This window comes from Flavobacterium calami, assembly GCF_038290035.1.
In the GTDB taxonomy this organism is placed as follows: Bacteria; Bacteroidota; Bacteroidia; order Flavobacteriales; family Flavobacteriaceae; genus Flavobacterium; species Flavobacterium calami.
The window spans coordinates 167,817-185,239 of record NZ_JBBYHS010000005.1 but is presented as its reverse complement, the minus strand read 5'-3'; the positions used below and the strand labels follow the sequence as shown (position 1 = coordinate 185,239).

14 protein-coding genes are annotated in these 17,423 nt (G+C 35.2%); 10 read left to right on the top strand and 4 right to left on the bottom strand.

Features of this window, described 5'->3' with window-relative positions; genetic code table 11:
- Positions 1-77: 77 nt before the first annotated feature.
- Positions 78-464, bottom strand: coding sequence for a 30S ribosomal protein S9 (gene rpsI, locus AAEO57_RS06165; protein ID WP_008466792.1), 387 nt, complete (start codon positions 462-464; stop codon positions 78-80).
- Complete coding sequence (rplM, locus tag AAEO57_RS06160; RefSeq protein WP_341690602.1) at positions 464-919, bottom strand: 50S ribosomal protein L13; 456 nt, start codon at positions 917-919, stop codon at positions 464-466. Before rplM ends, rpsI begins: the two co-directional genes overlap by 1 nt.
- Positions 920-1,283: 364 nt before the next feature.
- Here rplM and AAEO57_RS06155 point away from each other — a divergent pair, with 364 nt between their 5' ends.
- Positions 1,284-2,312 carry a LacI family DNA-binding transcriptional regulator gene (locus AAEO57_RS06155; protein ID WP_341690600.1) on the top strand — a complete coding sequence of 343 codons (1,029 nt, stop codon included), beginning with the start codon at positions 1,284-1,286 and terminating at the stop codon, positions 2,310-2,312.
- Positions 2,313-2,361: 49 nt separating this feature from the next.
- On the opposite strand, the gene AAEO57_RS06150 is transcribed toward AAEO57_RS06155, so the two are convergent.
- Entirely contained in the window at positions 2,362-3,186 is an 825-nt protein-coding gene (locus AAEO57_RS06150; protein WP_341690598.1) for a universal stress protein, read from the bottom strand.
- Positions 3,187-3,361: 175 nt separating this feature from the next.
- Between AAEO57_RS06150 and rimP the strand changes: the two genes are divergently transcribed.
- The 3 genes from rimP to infB are packed head-to-tail and all read left to right on the top strand — an operon-like array spanning position 3,362 to position 8,041.
- Complete coding sequence (gene rimP / locus AAEO57_RS06145) at positions 3,362-3,826, top strand: ribosome assembly cofactor RimP (RefSeq protein ID WP_341690596.1); 465 nt, start codon at positions 3,362-3,364, stop codon at positions 3,824-3,826.
- A 13-nt stretch (positions 3,827-3,839) separates the two neighbouring features.
- Positions 3,840-5,093 (top strand): transcription termination factor NusA, encoded by a 1,254-nt coding sequence (gene nusA / locus AAEO57_RS06140; RefSeq protein ID WP_341690594.1) that lies wholly within the window; start codon positions 3,840-3,842, stop codon positions 5,091-5,093.
- A 59-nt stretch (positions 5,094-5,152) separates the two neighbouring features.
- Positions 5,153-8,041, top strand: coding sequence for a translation initiation factor IF-2 (gene infB, locus AAEO57_RS06135; RefSeq protein ID WP_341690592.1), 2,889 nt, complete (start codon positions 5,153-5,155; stop codon positions 8,039-8,041).
- A gap of 287 nt (positions 8,042-8,328) precedes the next feature.
- Here the strand turns inward: infB and AAEO57_RS06130 are convergent, their stop codons facing one another.
- Positions 8,329-8,718, bottom strand: a complete 390-nt coding sequence (locus AAEO57_RS06130; protein WP_341690590.1) for an SPOR domain-containing protein — start codon at positions 8,716-8,718, stop codon at positions 8,329-8,331.
- 218 nt (positions 8,719-8,936) lie between these two features.
- Here AAEO57_RS06130 and AAEO57_RS06125 point away from each other — a divergent pair, with 218 nt between their 5' ends.
- The 6 genes from AAEO57_RS06125 to AAEO57_RS06100 are packed head-to-tail and all read left to right on the top strand — an operon-like array spanning position 8,937 to position 17,405.
- Entirely contained in the window at positions 8,937-10,262 is a 1,326-nt protein-coding gene (locus AAEO57_RS06125; protein ID WP_341690727.1) for a c-type cytochrome, read from the top strand.
- A 32-nt stretch (positions 10,263-10,294) separates the two neighbouring features.
- Positions 10,295-13,345 (top strand): TAT-variant-translocated molybdopterin oxidoreductase, encoded by a 3,051-nt coding sequence (locus AAEO57_RS06120; RefSeq protein ID WP_341690588.1) that lies wholly within the window; start codon positions 10,295-10,297, stop codon positions 13,343-13,345.
- 34 nt (positions 13,346-13,379) lie between these two features.
- Positions 13,380-14,783, top strand: coding sequence for an NrfD/PsrC family molybdoenzyme membrane anchor subunit (gene nrfD, locus AAEO57_RS06115; protein ID WP_008466839.1), 1,404 nt, complete (start codon positions 13,380-13,382; stop codon positions 14,781-14,783).
- On the top strand, positions 14,776-15,300 hold the full coding sequence (locus AAEO57_RS06110) for a DUF3341 domain-containing protein (protein ID WP_341690579.1): 525 nt from the start codon (positions 14,776-14,778) through the stop codon (positions 15,298-15,300). The genes nrfD and AAEO57_RS06110 overlap by 8 nt, the downstream gene beginning before the upstream one ends.
- Positions 15,301-15,308: 8 nt before the next feature.
- A complete protein-coding gene (locus AAEO57_RS06105) occupies positions 15,309-15,854 on the top strand; it encodes a c-type cytochrome (protein WP_341690577.1) in 546 nt (181 codons plus the stop codon).
- Positions 15,855-15,881: 27 nt separating this feature from the next.
- Positions 15,882-17,405 carry a quinol:cytochrome C oxidoreductase gene (locus AAEO57_RS06100; protein WP_341690575.1) on the top strand — a complete coding sequence of 508 codons (1,524 nt, stop codon included), beginning with the start codon at positions 15,882-15,884 and terminating at the stop codon, positions 17,403-17,405.
- Positions 17,406-17,423 lie beyond the last annotated feature (18 nt).

The following is a 17,423-nucleotide window of genomic DNA, read 5'->3' as shown; positions in this document are numbered from 1 at the left end:
GAGCAACAATAACTGTGTTTTTTAATTTCAATAAATAATTGATAATGTCTTGTCCCATCTGAACAAGACAGGTAATATTAACGTTTAGAGAACTGGAATCTCTTACGAGCTTTCTTCTGACCGAATTTCTTACGTTCAACCATTCTAGGGTCTCTTGTTAATAAACCTTCTGGTTTAAGGATAGCTCTGTTTTCAGCGTTAACTTCACACATTACGCGTGCTAATGCCATTCTTACAGCTTCTGCCTGACCAGTTGTACCACCTCCGTAAACGTTTACTTTTACATCAAAGTTACTAGCGTTTTCTGTCATAGAAAGCGGTTGTAAAACTTTGTATTGTAAAGTTGCAGTTGGAAAGTAAGTTGCGAATTCTTTTTTGTTTACAGTGATGTTTCCAGTTCCTTCAGAAACGTATACACGTGCAACAGCGGTTTTTCTTCTACCGATTTTGTGAATAACTCCCATTACTTAAGATCATTTAGGTTAACAGTTCTAGGTTTTTGAGCTCCGTGTTTGTGCTCAGATCCTACAACAACATTTAGATTTCTAAAAAGTTCAGCTCCTAATTTGTTTTTAGGTAACATTCCTTTTACAGCTTTTTCTACCAATAATGCAGGGTTTTTTGCTTGCAATACTTTAGCAGTTAAAGTTCTTTGTCCTCCTGGGTAACCTGTATGACGCATGTAAATTTTGTCATTCAATTTTGTACCTGTAAGGTTAATTTTTTCTGAGTTGATAACAATTACGTTATCTCCACAGTCAACGTGCGGTGTGTAACTTGGTTTGTACTTACCTCTTAAGATCATCGCAACCTTAGAAGCAAGACGTCCTAAGTTATGACCTTCAGCGTCAACAACAATCCACTCTTTCGTTACAGTGGCTTTGCTAGCTGAAATTGTCTTGTAGCTTAATGCGTCCATAATATTATTTTAATTAAACATTCCATCCCCAATAAAGGGGATGCAAAAGTACAATTAATTATTTTAAAACCAAATACCTTAAAGAATATTTTAAATACTGAAAATCAGGCTGTCAGTTTTAGAATTAAATCGGTTAAATATTAAGGTGCTTCATTGAAAGGGTAAAGACTTTTGAAATAAGATTCTTTTTTTATATGTAAAAACATGTGGAAGCTGAAATGTTGTATTCAGGATTTGAGAGAAATGTAATGTTGCGTGATTTTATTTTGATAGGACTTGACGAATTTAAATACTGACAGGTGTTTTTTGTTTTATTTTAGGTAATTCTACTATATTTGTATTAATTACATAAAAATTCAAATGGATGAAAGCTAAAGCAACTCTAAAACAAATCGCAAAGGAACTTGGTGTTTCTGTTTCTACTGTGTCTAAGGCATTGAATGACAGTCCTGAAATTAGTGAGCAAACCAAGGTGAAGATTAAAGAGTATGCAAAACTCAAAAACTATAAGCCAAATGTTATTGGTCTGAATTTAAAGAATAGAAAGACCAAAACGATTGGTGTAATTATACCTAATATATTAAACTCCTTTTTCGCGAAGGTTTTTAGCGGTATAGAAAAAGTAGCCGATAAAAAAGGATATAATGTAATTACCTGTATTTCAAATGAATCTATTGAGAAAGAAATTCATACTTTAGAGATGCTAAGTAATGGAACAATTGACGGGTTTATTTTGTCTGTTTCTAAAGAAGCGCAAACACTTCAGGATTATAATCATTTTTCTGAAATAATTAATGATGGGACTCCAATTGTGATGTTTGATAGAATTGCTGATGAAGTAGATTGTGATAAAGTGGTAGTTGATGATTTTGACTCTGCTTTAAATTCAACACAGCATCTGATTGATCTAGGGTGTAAAAATATTGCGTTAATTTCTTCTGTAGATAATTTAAGTGTTGGGAAACTAAGAGCTGACGGCTATCTGAAAGCTTTGAAGGATAATAATATCCCTGTGAATGAAAAAATTATTCTTCGTACAGACTCTGAGGATGATATGAAAAGTAAAATTGATTCAATTTTTGATCATGAAATTGACGGGATTTTTGCTTTGGATGAAAATGATTCGGTTGCGGCCTTGAGGGTGAGTTTGAAAAAAGGATACAAAGTTCCTGAAGATATTTCAATAATAGGATTTGCAGATGGAATTTTGGCATCAAGACGTTTGTCTCCAAGTTTGACAACTGTAAGTCAGCACGGGATTGAAATAGGTGAGGTTGCTGCTAAGCGATTGATTTCAAGGCTGGAAGAAGAAGAAGGTGAGACTTCAGATTATGAAACCATTGTTATTAAAACCAAATTAAAGGAAAGGGAGTCAACCAGAAAATCTAAATAAAAATAAATCCATCTTAAAATTTTAAGATGGATTTGTTTTTTATGGAGGTTTAAATTTTAAAGGTTATCACAGGTTTAGTGGCATGATTCACTAGTCCTTCGCTTATACTGCCGTTGAAAAAGTGTGCAAAAGCGGTTCTGCCGTGTGTACACATCCCTATGATATCTGCGTTGATACTGTTGGAGAAATTGATTATTCCTTTTTCTATATTAGTGTCGTTATAGATATGTGTTGAATAATTTGTCAGGTTAAATTCGCTTACAAATTCCTTCATAGCTTTTTCGATGACATGAGTCGGTTTGAAGCTGTTTGGGGTACAAATAGTAACGAGGTGTATTTTTGAATGAAATAGTTTGGTAAATTTCAACAGTTTTTCAAAAGGTTTTTTGGATTCTTCTGTAAAATCTGAAGCAAAAACAATTTTTGTGGCGTTAAAATCCGTGATGTCGTTTTTAATAACCAAAACAGGAATGTCAGAATTTCGAACAACTTTTTCAGTGTTTGAGCCAATTAATAATTCCTGAACTCCTGAGGAACCGTGCGATCCCATTATAATCAAGTCAATGTCGTTTTCTTTGCTGACTTGTGAAATTCCATGAATGGTTTTGTCTATTTTTAAAATTTCTGTCACTGAAAGGTCCTTGAGGTAAGGTCTTTCTGTGGTTTTGTTCAGCATTTCGTTGGCTTTTTTCATGAATAAAATGGTTTCAGGAATACTTGCTCCTCCTGTAATAGCATCATTCATCTGGCTGGGTAATTCCAGCATGTGAAGCAGGATTATTTCAGAATTGTGCTTACGCGCTATTTGGGCGGCAACTTTTAAGGCGTCTTCTGCATGTTCAGAAAAGTCAGTAGGGACTAAAATTCGTTTCATAATTTTTTGGGTTAAATTATTTGAATAATCTGCATGGTTAGTGCTTATATAAAGGTAAGAAATATTTTTAGAGCAATCAATTTATTTGATTTATAAAAAAAACACTATATTTGCATCGTTATTTATTAAAATCTAAATAATGAGGGGACTAAGTGTCCCCTCTTTTTATAAAATTATGACATTTAAAGAAAAAGTAAACGGATTAATTGCGGAAGCTCTTCTGGAAAAGCCATCAATCTTTTTGGTTGATCTGGCTGTTTCGGATTCTTTTAAAATTAATGTTGGTTTAGACGGTGATAACGGAGTGATGTTGCAGGATTGTATCGATGTTAGCCGGGCAATCGAGAGTAACCTGGATCGGGAAGAACAGGATTTCTCGCTTGAAGTAGCATCAGTTGGAGTGGGTACACCTCTGAAAATGGTAAGGCAATACAGGAAAAATATAGGTAGAACGCTGATTGTTACTACAAATAATGAAAAAATAGAGGCAGAATTGTTAGAAGCTAACGATGTTTTTATAATTTTGTCTTGGAAGGCAAGAGAACCGAAAAAAGTAGGAAAAGGAAAGGAAACAGTTCAAAAAGAGCAACAAATACCTTATACAGAAATTAAAGAGGCAGTTGTTACAGTAACATTTTAATTAAAGAATTCGCATGGAAAATTTAGCATTAATCGATTCATTTTCAGAGTTTAAAGATAATAAACTTATTGATCGTGTAACGCTTATGGCAATTTTAGAGGACGTGTTTAGAAATGCATTGAAGAAAAAATACGGTTCTGATGAAAATTTCGATATCATTATAAATCCTGATAAAGGAGATATGGAAATCTGGAGAAGAAGAGTGATTGTTGCCGATGAGGATCTTGATTTTGAAAATGAAGAAATTACATTGACTGAAGCAAGAAAAATTGAAGCGGATTTTGAAATTGGTGAAGAAGTTTCTGAAGAAGTAAAATTGATTGACTTAGGACGAAGAGCTATCTTAGCGCTTCGCCAGAATCTGATATCTAAAATTCATGAACACGATAATACTAATCTTTATAAGCAATTTAAAGATATTATCGGAGATATTTATACAGCAGAAGTACATCATGTAAGGCCGAGAGTTGTAATCTTGGTTGATGATGAAGGGAATGAAATTGTACTTCCAAAAGAAAAGCAAATACCATCAGATTTCTTTCGTAAAGGAGATAATGTTCGTGGGATAATTGAAAATGTTGAATTAAAAGGTAATAAACCTCAGATTATTATGTCCAGAACTTCAGAAAAGTTCTTAGAGAAATTATTTGAGCAGGAAATTCCAGAAGTTTTCGACGGATTAATTACAGTGAAAAATGTAGTTCGTATTCCAGGCGAAAAAGCAAAAGTAGCAGTAGATTCTTATGATGATAGAATTGATCCTGTTGGAGCTTGTGTGGGTATGAAAGGTTCTCGTATTCATGGAATTGTTCGTGAATTAGGAAATGAAAATATAGATGTAATCAACTACACAAATAATATTCAGTTGTTTATTACAAGAGCATTAAGCCCTGCGAAAGTTTCTTCTATTAAAATTGATGAAGAAAATAAAAGAGCTGAAGTATTTCTGAAATTAGAAGAGGTTTCTAAAGCAATTGGTAGAGGAGGTCATAATATTAAATTAGCAGGTCAATTAACTGGTTATGAATTGGATGTTATCCGTGAAGGAGATGTGGCTGGTACAGTTACAGATGAAGATGATGTTGAATTAACAGAGTTTTCAGATGAAATCGAAGAATGGGTTATAGAAGAGTTTGCAAAAATAGGTTTGGATACTGCTAAAAGTATTTTGAAACACGACGTAGAAGATTTAGTAAGAAGAACAGATTTGGAAGAGGAGACGATTCTGGATGTTATGAAAATACTAAAAGAAGAGTTTGATAGCTAAAAAATAGCTGAATATCTGCTCTAACAACACAACGAAAAAGGTAATAATAAAAAGGTTATATGTCTGAAGAGAGAGTAATAAGAATAAACAAGGTTTTAAGGGAATTAAATATTTCGTTAGAAAGAGCTGTTGATTATCTAAAAGATAAGGGAATTGCTATTGATGCAAATCCTAATGCGAAAATTTCTGATAGCGAGTTTAATATCCTACAAAGCCAATTTGCGGGCGATAAGGGGAATAAGGAAGCTTCTAAAGAGGTAGGTGAAGAAAAAAGAAAAGAAAAAGAAGCATTACGTATAGAGCGTGAGAAAGAAATTGAGGATAAACGCAGGTTAGAAGAAGAGCGTCAAAAACAACAAGAAATCATAAAAGCGAGAGCTGTTGTGTCAGGACCTGTTCAGGTAGGGAAAATTGATTTAAATCCTAAAAAACCAGCTATTGTTCCTACTCCTTCTGAAGAAGTAATCAAGACTGATGAGTCTAAAGCGGTGGTTACTCCGACTCTGTCTGAAAAACCTCTTGAAAAAGAAAAAATACAGTCTGAACAAACAGCGGCTGTAGATTCTTCTGAAGAAAAAAAGATAGAAAAACCTATTATTACTGAGAAAAAAGAAATAAAAGCAGAGAGTTCAAGAACTGCGCAGGAGCCAATTATTTCAACTGATCCTACTACGGCAGAGGAAATAATTACTACTCAATATCAAAAATTATCCGGAACTACTCTAACTGGTCAGACAATTGATTTGTCTCAGTTTAATAAGCCGAAGAAAAAGAAGGAAGATCCGAAAGCGAATCAAAATAAACCGGGTGTTCCGGGAGCTGGAAATAATGTAAACAACGCTAACAAGAATAAGCGTAAAAGGATTGGGCCTAAGCCAGGTGCGCCTGGTGCACCAAAACCAGCGACAGGTAATGCGCCGGGAACGCCAAATCCTAATAAAATTACGCCAAATACTGGTGGTGGAGGTTTTAATGCTAACAGAAGTGCGAGACCTGGATTTGTAAAAGGAAACCGTCCTGCTATTGTGGCCAAAGTTGAGCCTACAGAGGAAGAAGTGAAAAACCAAATTAGAGAAACTCTTGAAAAGCTTCAAGGCAAAGGGGGGAAATCTAAAGCGGCTAAATATAGAAGAGATAAAAGAGAGACGCATCGCCAGAAATCTGATGATGAACAAAGAGCTCTTGACGAAGGAAGTAAAACGATTAAAGTTACTGAGTTCGTTACAGTTGGTGAAATTGCAATTATGATGGACGTGCCGATTACTAAAGTAATTGGAACTTGTATGTCACTTGGTATCATGGTTACAATGAACCAGCGTCTGGACGCTGAAACATTAACTATTGTAGCAGATGAATTTGGTTACGATGTTGAATTCATTACAGTAGATATTGAAGAAGCAATAGAAGTTGTAGAAGACAAAGAAGAAGATTTAGTAACAAGAGCGCCAATTGTGACGGTAATGGGTCACGTTGACCACGGTAAAACATCTTTATTGGATTATATTCGTAAAGAAAATGTTATCGCTGGTGAGTCTGGAGGTATTACACAGCACATTGGAGCGTATGGAGTTACTTTAGATAATGGGCAAAAAATTGCATTCTTAGATACTCCGGGTCACGAGGCGTTTACTGCGATGCGTGCGCGTGGAGCTCAGGTTACAGATATTGCTATTATCGTAGTAGCTGCTGATGATGATATCATGCCGCAAACCAAAGAGGCAATTTCTCACGCTCAGGCGGCTGGAGTTCCAATTATATTTGCAATTAATAAAATTGATAAACCAAATGCTAATGTGGAAAAAATTAAAGAGCGTTTGGCTGGGATGAATTTACTTGTTGAGGATTGGGGTGGAAAAATTCAGTCTCATGATATTTCTGCAAAAGTAGGTACAGGTGTAAAAGAATTATTGGAAAAGGTTTTATTAGAAGCTGAAATATTAGATTTAAAAGCAAATCCAAATAAAGCGGCTCAAGGGACTGTGGTAGAAGCATTCCTAGATAAAGGAAAAGGATATGTTTCTACTATTTTGGTTCAGCATGGAACTTTGAAAATTGGAGATTATATGTTGGCAGGAAAACATCATGGAAAAGTTAAAGCAATGCATGATGAACGAGGACATAATATTAAAGAGGCTGGCCCATCTACTCCTGTGTCTGTTTTAGGTCTTGATGGTGCTGCTACAGCGGGGGATAAATTCAATGTTTTCGAAGATGAAAAAGAAGCAAAACAAATCGCTTCAAAACGTTCTCAATTAATGCGTGAACAGTCTGTCCGTACTCAAAGGCATATTACTCTTGATGAAATTGGACGTCGTATTGCTCTTGGTCAGTTTAAAGAATTAAACGTGATTCTTAAAGGAGATGTGGATGGTTCTGTTGAAGCATTGTCTGACTCGTTCTCTAAGCTTTCTACAGAAGAAGTACAGATTAATATCATACATAAAGGTGTTGGTGCAATTACAGAAACAGATGTTAACTTAGCTTCAGCATCAGATGCAATTATTATAGGATTTAATGTTCGTCCTGCTGGAAATGCAAGACAGCTTGCGGAAAAAGAAGAAATCGATATTCGTTACTATTCTATTATTTATGCTGCAATCGATGATTTGAAAGATGCAATGGAAGGTATGTTGGCTCCTGAAATGAAAGAAGAGGTACTTGGAAATGCTGAAATTCGTGAAATCTTCAAGATATCTAAAGTAGGTTCAATTGCAGGTTGTATGGTGACTGATGGTAAGATTCTAAGAGCTTCTAAGATAAGAGTTGTCAGGGAAGGTGTTGTTGTTCATACAGGTGAACTTGTGGCTTTAAAACGCTTTAAAGACGATGTTAAAGAGGTTACAAAGGGATATGATTGCGGTATTCAGATTAAAGGTTTTAATGATATTGAAATAAATGATGTTATTGAAGCGTATCACGAAGTTGCAATCAAAAAGAAACTGAAATAAATTTGATTATATTTAATGTCCCAATGAAAATTGGGACTTTTTTTTGAATCATTTTTTTGATTTTGTAACATGAAAAAGCAACTGTAGAGATATGAAAATGATTAAAATATTTTAAAGGATTTTTCATAAATAATTATTTAGATCAAATGTTTTGATTTTTTTTTGAGATGGAATTAGAGTAATATTCAGGATGTTATTTAAACCAACAAAAACAGGCTGTTTCTTAATGTGGAAACAGCCTGTTTTGTTTTTAATGTTCGCAGTTTTAAAAGTATTCTTTGCGAATATTATTTGCTAGGTTTAACGAGAAAAACATTTTTATAGTGTTTTTTAATCTCTTCAAGATTTCTTTCGGCTTCAATTCTGGTTTTAAAGTTGCCAACAACGACCTTATAATTTGGTGTGTTGAAAATAATAGTGCCGTCAATTGTGTTGAATTCACGTTTAAAATTTGATAATGTCTTTTTTGCATCTTCGCTTTTACCGCTGAAAATTTGAATTTTGTAAGTGTCATTGGTACTAATAGACGTGTTAATTTTTCGCTTGTTACTCAATAATTGCTCAAATTTAGGGTCTTGGGAAAGAGTAATATTCTGATCTTGGGCATGAATATTATAGGATATGGCAAACGCTGCTAATGGTAGTAATATTTTTTTTGAAGGGGTTAAAATTCTCATAATGTGATGGTTTTTATACAAAAGTAGTATTTAAGGTTTATATGTGAAACGTTTTTACTATTTAGAATTGATATAAATTGATATTTAAGACTATTTTAAGGTTTTGAGAATAGTACTTAAATTGTATTTTTGTGCAGGTTTTAAAAAACGGTATGTGTTTTGCTGAATTTATACAGAAAAAATCATACCAAAAATTAGTAGACAATTATTTATACTATATGAAAAAGGTGGGTAACCATAATTCGATCTCAAGAAAATTGCTGCTTAGCTTATCGCTAACGTTGATTTTCTCCCTAACTTCATTTGCTCAAGATGCTGCTGCTCCGGCGGCGCCTGAGGCTGCTCCAGCTGCGGGAGGCGGTGATCCAGTAAAAGGGAAAGAACTTTTTAATGCAAATTGCGCTGCATGTCACAAATTAGATGCTAAATCAACTGGTCCTGCTTTAAGGGGAGTTGCTGATAAGCATGACAAAGCTTGGATTTACAAGTGGGTGCATAACAGTTCTGATATGATTAAGTCAGGTGATGCTGTTGCTGTTAAACTTTTTGAGGAAAATAACAAAGCTGTTATGACTTCGTTTCCTCAATTGTCTGAAGGAGATATTGATAATATTTTAGCTTATACTTCTGAGAAAAAACCTGAACCAGGTCCTGGAGTTAATACTGCTGCTACACCTCCAGGGACTAACGTGGAAAGTGGAGCTATTTCAAATAATATTATTTTAGGGGCACTGGCTCTTGTAATGGCTATTTTAGTTGTGATGTTGTTTATGGTAAACAAGGTTTTAACTAAAGTTGCAAATAAAAATGGTATCGAGGTTGCTGCTAAAGAGGAAAGGCTTCCAATCTGGAAAGCTTTCGCTAGAAACCAATTTTTGGTTTTAGTAACTGCAATCTTCTTGCTTTTAGCTAGTGGTTATTTTGTTTATGGATACTTGATGCAAGTAGGTGTAGATCAGAATTATGAGCCAATTCAGCCAATTCACTACTCTCACAAAATTCACGCTGGGGATAACGAAATCAATTGTAAATATTGCCACTCTGCTGCTCGTGTAAGTAAAACAGCTGGTATTCCTTCTTTAAATGTTTGTATGAACTGTCATAAAAACATTTCAGAGGTTGCTGAGACTACTGCTACTCCAGAGTACAGCAAAGCTTTCTACGATGCTCAGATTCAAAAATTATATGATGCTGTTGGATGGGATAAGACTAAACAAGCTTATACTGGAAAAACAATGCCTGTAAAATGGGTTCGTATTCATAACTTGCCTGACTTTGTTTACTTCAACCACTCACAACACGTTACTGTTGCTGGTATTGAATGTCAAACTTGTCACGGACCGGTGCAAGAATTTGAAATCATGAAGCAATACTCTAAATTAACAATGGGATGGTGTGTTGATTGCCATAGAAAAACTGATGTTAAGATGGAAGGTAATGCTTACTACGACAAAATTCATGCTGAGCTTTCTAAAAAATACGGTGTAGAGAAATTAACTGCAGCGCAAATGGGAGGTTTAGAGTGTGGTAAATGCCACTATTAATCGATTTATTAAGATTTTAATATATATATACAATGTCATCAAACAAAAAATACTGGAAAAGTGTTGAGGAGCTAGAAAATAGCTCTATTGTTGAGGCGCTTAGAAATAACGAATTTGTTGAAGAAATTCCTACTGATGAGTTTTTAGGTAATGCGGAAGCTTTAGCTACATCAGGAACTTCACGTCGTGACTTTTTAAAGTACGTAGGGTTTAGTACGGCGGCTGTAACATTAGCTGCTTGCGAAGGTCCGGTTCACAAGTCTATCCCTTATGTATTACAACCAGAGCAAATCATTCCTGGTGTTGCAGATTATTATGCAACTACAGTTTTTGATGGATTTGATTTTGCTAATCTTTTGGTAAAAACTCGTGAGGGTCGTCCAATTAAAATTGAAAACAATACAATTGCAGGAGCTAAATTTTCTGCAAATGCTAGAATTCATGCATCTATCTTAGGTTTGTACGATAGTACTCGTTTAAAAGAGCCAAAAGTAGATGGTAAAGATTCTTCTTGGTCGGCTGTAGATTTGAAAATCAAATCTAGTTTAGCAGATGCAAAAGCTAAAGGTGGTCAAGTAGTATTGTTGACCAATACTTTGGCAAGTCCATCTACGGAAAAATTGATTGGTGAGTTTATTGCAAAAAATCCAAATGCTAAGCACGTTGTATATGATGCAGTTTCATCATCTGAGGCTTTGGATGCTTTTGAATCTGTTTACGGGCAAAGAGCTTTAGTTGATTACGATTTTTCAAAAGCTTCTTTAATCGTTTCTGTTGGAGCTGATTTCTTAGGAGATTGGCAAGGTGGAGGATATGATACTGGATATGCACAAGGACGTATTCCTCAAAACGGAAAAATGTCTCGTCACTTTCAGTTTGAATCAAATATGACATTATCTGGAGCTGCTGCTGATAAGCGTGTTCCAATGACTGTAGCTGCTCAAAAGCAGGCTTTAGTTCAAATTTATAATATTGTTGTAGGTGCTTCTGTTCCTGTAGCTTTAGAAGGAAACTTTAAAACTGAAGTAGTAAAAGCTGCACAACAGCTTAAAGCTGCTGGTTCAAAAGGAGTTCTAGTATCTGGAATTGAAGATAAAAATGCTCAATTATTAGTTTTAGCTATCAATCAAGTATTGGCTAGTGAAGCTTTTAGTACTGCTGGAGCTAGACAAATTAGAAAAGGTTCTAATGTTGCAGTTGCACAGTTGATTAAAGATTTGAATGCTGGAAGTGTTCATACTTTAATTATGAGTGGAGTTAATCCTGTTTACACTTTAGCTGATTCAGCTTCTTTTGTGTCTGGATTAAAAAAAGTTAAAACATCAGTTGCTTTTTCATTAAAAGAAGATGAAACTGCATCTATTGTTTCAATTGCTGCACCAGCTCCTCACTACTTAGAATCTTGGGGAGATCTAGAACTTACAAGCGGAACATATAGCTTAACTCAGCCTACAATCCGTCCTATTTTCAATACAAAACAATTTCAAGATGTTTTATTGTCAGTAAACGGTACTCCTGGTACTTACTATGACTACTTAAAAGCAAATTCTGGAGCTTATACTGCAGGTGCTTCTTGGAATAAAGTATTACATGATGGTGTTGCTGTTCTAGGAGCTGCGGCATTATCTGGAGGTGCTATTGATGCTGCTACTGCTGCAAATGCTGTTGCAAAATCAAAATCTGCTGGTGATTTTGAATTAGTATTATATACTAAAACAGGATTAGGAGATGGACAGCACGCTAACAACCCATGGTTGCAAGAGTTTCCAGATCCAATTACAAGAGTTTCTTGGGATAACTATGTTACAGTGTCTAATGCTGATGCTAAAAAACTTGGTTTAACAAATGAAATTGTTGCAAACGGTGGTTTAAATGGTAGTTATGCTACTATCACTGTTGATGGAGTTAAATTGGAGAATGTTCCAGTTATCGTTCAGCCAGGTCAAGCAGTTGGTACTTTAGGTCTAGCTCTTGGTTATGGACGTAAAGCAGCTCTAAAAGAAGAAATGCAAGTAGGTTTAAATGCTTACGCTTTATATAAAGGTTTCAATAATGTTCAATCAGTATCTATTGCTAAAGCTGGTGGAGTACATGAGTTTGCTTGTGTTCAAGGTCAGAAAACTTTAATGGGTAGAGGAGATATTATTAAAGAAACTACTTTAGAAATATTTAATACTAAAGATGCTGAGCATTGGAATGAAAAACCAATGGTATCTTTAGATCACCAAGAAGTTGAGGCTACTACTGTGGATCTTTGGGAATCATTCGATCGTACAACTGGGCACCACTTCAACCTTTCAATTGACTTAAATGCTTGTACTGGATGTGGAGCTTGCGTTATCGCTTGTCACGCAGAAAACAACGTTCCAGTTGTAGGTAAAGCAGAGGTAAGAAGAAGCCGTGATATGCACTGGTTACGTATCGATAGATATTATTCTTCTGAAAGCACTTTTGAAGGTGATAACGAAAGAAAAGAAGGAATTGCTGGTTTGTCTAGTTCATTATCTACATTTAATGAAATGGAAAAAGCAGGAGATAATCCTCAAGTTGCATTCCAGCCTGTAATGTGTCAACACTGTAACCACGCACCTTGTGAAACAGTTTGTCCAGTTGCTGCAACTTCTCACGGTCGTGAAGGTCAAAACCATATGGCTTACAACAGATGTGTTGGTACTCGTTACTGTGCTAACAACTGTCCATATAAAGTACGTCGTTTTAACTGGTTCTTATACAACAAAAACAGCGAGTTCGATTATCATATGAACGATGATTTAGGCCGTATGGTATTAAATCCTGACGTTAACGTACGTTCTCGTGGTGTTATGGAGAAATGTTCTATGTGTATCCAAATGACACAAGCTACTAAATTGAAAGCTAAAAACGAAGGCCGTCCAGTTAGAGATGGTGAATTCCAAACAGCTTGTTCTAGTGCTTGTTCTTCAGGAGCGATGATATTTGGTGATGTGAATGATAAAGAAAGTAAAGTTGCTAAATTAGCGGCTGACGAAAGATCATACCACTTATTAGAGCATGTAGGTACAAAACCTAATGTGGTTTACCATGTTAAAGTTAGAAATACTTAGTAAAATTATTAATTAAGAAACAATATAAAGGATTATGTCGTCTCACTACGAAGCACCCATTAGAAAACCTTTAGTTATTGGTGATAAATCTTATCACGATGTAACTGTAGATGTAGCTGCACCTGTTGAGGGGCCTGCAAACAAGCAATGGTGGATTGTATTTTCAATCGCATTAATAGCCTTCCTTTGGGGGTTAGGTTGTATAATTTACACCGTATCTACCGGTATCGGAACATGGGGATTAAATAAAACAGTTGGCTGGGCTTGGGATATTACTAACTTCGTTTGGTGGGTTGGTATTGGTCACGCCGGAACATTAATTTCTGCGGTATTATTACTTTTCCGTCAACGTTGGAGAATGGCTATTAACCGTTCTGCGGAAGCAATGACTATCTTCTCGGTAGTTCAAGCAGGTCTTTTCCCAATCATTCACATGGGACGTCCATGGTTAGCATACTGGGTATTACCTATTCCAAATCAATTTGGATCTTTATGGGTAAACTTTAACTCACCTTTACTTTGGGACGTATTCGCGATTTCAACGTATCTTTCAGTATCATTGGTGTTCTGGTGGACTGGTTTATTGCCTGACTTTGCAATGCTTCGTGATAGAGCTATTACTCCATTTAACAAAAGAGTTTATTCTATCTTAAGTTTTGGATGGAGCGGTAGAGCTAAAGACTGGCAACGTTTTGAAGAAGTATCTTTGGTATTAGCTGGTTTGGCTACTCCTCTTGTACTTTCTGTACACACGATTGTATCTATGGACTTTGCTACTTCTGTAATTCCTGGATGGCATACAACAATTTTCCCTCCATACTTCGTTGCTGGAGCGGTTTTCTCTGGATTTGCGATGGTAAACACATTGTTGATCGTTATGAGAAAAGTTTCCAACCTTGAAGCATATATCACATTACAGCATATCGAATTAATGAACATCATTATCATGATTACTGGATCTATTGTGGGTGTGGCTTACATCACTGAGTTATTCGTAGCTTGGTATTCAGGTGTAGAATATGAGCAATATGCATTCTTAAACAGAGCTACTGGACCTTACTGGTGGGCATATTGGTCGATGATGACATGTAACGTGTTCTCACCTCAGTTTATGTGGTTCAAAAAATTAAGAACAAGTATCATGTTCTCATTCATTATTTCGATTGTAGTAAACATCGGGATGTGGTTTGAAAGATTCGTAATTATTGTTACTTCTTTACATAGAGATTACCTTCCATCTTCTTGGACAATGTTCTCACCAACATTTGTTGATATTGGAATTTTCATTGGAACAATTGGTTTCTTCTTTGTGTTGTTTTTACTTTATTCTAGAACATTCCCTGTAATTGCTCAGGCAGAGGTTAAAACAATTTTGAAAGGAACTGGAGATAATTACATTAGAGAAAGAGCAAATAGTAAAGATTCACATCATGAGTAATAAAGTAATATACGCCATTTATAATGACGATGATATTTTGATCGATGCAGTAAAGAAAACCAGAGCTGCTCACCATCATATTGAAGAGGTTTTTACTCCATTCCCGGTTCACGGATTGGATAAAGCCATGGGATTAGCGCCAACAAGATTAGCAATTTGTGCTTTTTTATACGGGTGTGTTGGTATTTCTGTTGCCACTACAATGATGAGTTATATCATGATCCATGATTGGCCACAAGATATTGGAGGTAAACCTAGTTTCAGTTTTATTCAAAATATGCCATCTTTTGTGCCAATTATGTTTGAGATGACTGTGTTCTTTGCAGCTCACTTAATGGTAATTACTTTTTATATGAGAAGTAGATTGTGGCCATTTAAAGAAGCTGAAAACCCAGATGTAAGAACAACTGATGACCATTTTTTAATGGAAGTTGCTGTAAACGATAATGAGGCTGAATTAGTTTCTTTCTTCGAAGGTACAGGAGCTGTTGAAGTTAAAGTAATAGAAAAGAATTAATTGTAGCTATGAAAAGGATATATAAAATAACACTTTTAGTTGGTATAACTATTTTAGTTTCATCTTGCCACAATAATTCGGCACCAAACTATCAGTATTTTCCAAATATGTATGAATCTGTAGGTTATGAAACTTACTCCGAAGCAAAAGTATTTAAAGGAGGAAAAGAAGGACAGCTTCCTGTTGAAGGAACAATTAACAGAGGTTTTGAGCCTTATGAATATGAAAATTCAACTGCTGGTTACGAATTAGCAAAAGCTAATTTAAAATCGCCTTTAACTGAAGAAGACAGAAATTCAGGAAAGGGAAAAGAGCTTTTTGAAATTTATTGCATTAGTTGTCATGGTGCAACTGGAAATGGTAAAGGTAAATTGGTTGAAAGAGAAAAATTTCTTGGAGTACCTAGCTATAAAGACAGAGAAATCACTGAAGGAAGTATCTTTCACGTAGAAACTTATGGTTTAAATGCAATGGGTTCACATGCAAATCAATTAAGTGCCCACGAACGTTGGTTAGTTGCTGACTATGTTCTAAAACTAAAAAGCCAATTATAATTGTTGAACAAACTGATCGTAATAGATATGTACACATTTTCAAGTAAATTAAAAACTTTTTCTATCATTCTAATGGCCGTTGGTATATTAGGGATTGGATATGGTTTTTTAAACGCTCCTAAAAATATTGAAGAGGTTGAAACTCTTCTTAAAAAAGAAGCATCAGAGCATGGTGGAGGTCATCATGAAGCTGCTGCAGCTCATCATGAAGAAAAAACTGAAGCTATTCACGAAGAAAAAGCTGAAGAGGTTGCTCATCATGAAGAAGCTGAAGAAGCGCATGCAGCTGTTGCAATTAATAAAGATTCAGTTGTTGCAAATGAAGACACAGTTCATGAAGTAAAAACTGAAGTAGCACATGAAACAGCTGTTGCTAATCATGAAGTGAAAGCAGAAAAGCATGAAGAAGTCTCTCATGGACATGATCCTAAAGCTCATGCAGAACATGTTTTGCACCAATTGCAAAACAAGCCTTGGTCTGCTTTGTATGTTGCTTGTATTTTCTTCTTGTTGCTTTCAATGGGAGTGTTAGCATTTTACGCTATCCAACAAGTAGCTCAGGCTGGATGGTCTCCGGTATTGTTTAGAGTTATGCAGGGTATTACAGCTTATTTACCAGCAGGTTCTATTATATTCTTTATAATTTTAGTTTTATGTGGTTTACACTTTAATCATATATTTGTTTGGTTGGGTGAAGGAGTAACTGATCCTAAAAGTTCAAATTATGATGCAATCATTGCAGGAAAATCAGGATATTTAAATTTCCCTTTCTGGATTCTTAGAGCAGCTGTATTTTTGATAGGATGGAATGTTTACCGTCATTTTTCAAGAAAAAACTGTTTAGCACAAGATGAGGCTAATGACGATCTTTACTACAAAAAGAATTTCAAAGCATCTGCAGGATTTTTAGTGTTCTTCATTGTTTCTGAGTCTATCATGGCTTGGGACTGGATTATGTCTTTCGACCCGCACTGGTTTAGTACGTTATTTGCATGGTATGTATTCGCTTCATTCTTTGTAAGTGGTATCACGGCAATTGCATTAGTAACGATTTACTTAAAATCTAAAGGATATTTGGAATATGTAAATACAAGTCATATCCATGATTTAGCTAAATTTATGTTTGGTATTAGTGTATTCTGGACTTATTTGTGGTTCTCTCAGTTTATGTTGATTTGGTACGCAAATATCCCTGAAGAGGTAACTTATTTCGTAACAAGAATCCAATTATATAATCTGCCTTTCTTTGGAGCAGTGGTTATGAACTTTGTATTCCCGTTATTGATATTAATCAACACAGATTTCAAACGTCTTAACTGGGTTATTGTAATGGCTGGAATTGTTATCTTATTAGGTCACTATGTTGACTTCTTTAATATGATTATGCCTGGTACAGTTGGTGACAGATGGTTTATTGGAGTTCCTGAAATTGCATCTATTCTTTTCTTCTTAGGTTTATTTATTTTCGTAGTGTTTACAGCTTTAAGTAAGTCGCCTTTGTTAGCAAAAAGAAATCCTTTCATAGAAGAAAGTAAACATTTTCATTATTAATATTTAAAGAAATAAACA

What these genes read in the sequence shown, in the direction of transcription:
- rimP (WP_341690596.1), top strand. Translation starts at nt 3,362, where the DNA reads ATGACATTTAAAGAAAAAGTAAACGGATTAATTGCGGAAGCTCTTCTG.
- AAEO57_RS06120 (WP_341690588.1), top strand. Translation starts at nt 10,295, where the DNA reads ATGTCATCAAACAAAAAATACTGGAAAAGTGTTGAGGAGCTAGAAAAT.
- infB (WP_341690592.1), top strand. Translation starts at nt 5,153, where the DNA reads ATGTCTGAAGAGAGAGTAATAAGAATAAACAAGGTTTTAAGGGAATTA.
- AAEO57_RS06100 (WP_341690575.1), top strand. Translation starts at nt 15,882, where the DNA reads ATGTACACATTTTCAAGTAAATTAAAAACTTTTTCTATCATTCTAATG.
- rpsI (WP_008466792.1), bottom strand. Translation starts at nt 464, where the DNA reads ATGGGAGTTATTCACAAAATCGGTAGAAGAAAAACCGCTGTTGCACGT.
- AAEO57_RS06130 (WP_341690590.1), bottom strand. Translation starts at nt 8,718, where the DNA reads ATGAGAATTTTAACCCCTTCAAAAAAAATATTACTACCATTAGCAGCG.
- AAEO57_RS06125 (WP_341690727.1), top strand. Translation starts at nt 8,937, where the DNA reads ATGAAAAAGGTGGGTAACCATAATTCGATCTCAAGAAAATTGCTGCTT.
- AAEO57_RS06105 (WP_341690577.1), top strand. Translation starts at nt 15,309, where the DNA reads ATGAAAAGGATATATAAAATAACACTTTTAGTTGGTATAACTATTTTA.
- nusA (WP_341690594.1), top strand. Translation starts at nt 3,840, where the DNA reads ATGGAAAATTTAGCATTAATCGATTCATTTTCAGAGTTTAAAGATAAT.
- AAEO57_RS06155 (WP_341690600.1), top strand. Translation starts at nt 1,284, where the DNA reads ATGAAAGCTAAAGCAACTCTAAAACAAATCGCAAAGGAACTTGGTGTT.
- AAEO57_RS06150 (WP_341690598.1), bottom strand. Translation starts at nt 3,186, where the DNA reads ATGAAACGAATTTTAGTCCCTACTGACTTTTCTGAACATGCAGAAGAC.
- nrfD (WP_008466839.1), top strand. Translation starts at nt 13,380, where the DNA reads ATGTCGTCTCACTACGAAGCACCCATTAGAAAACCTTTAGTTATTGGT.
- AAEO57_RS06110 (WP_341690579.1), top strand. Translation starts at nt 14,776, where the DNA reads ATGAGTAATAAAGTAATATACGCCATTTATAATGACGATGATATTTTG.
- rplM (WP_341690602.1), bottom strand. Translation starts at nt 919, where the DNA reads ATGGACGCATTAAGCTACAAGACAATTTCAGCTAGCAAAGCCACTGTA.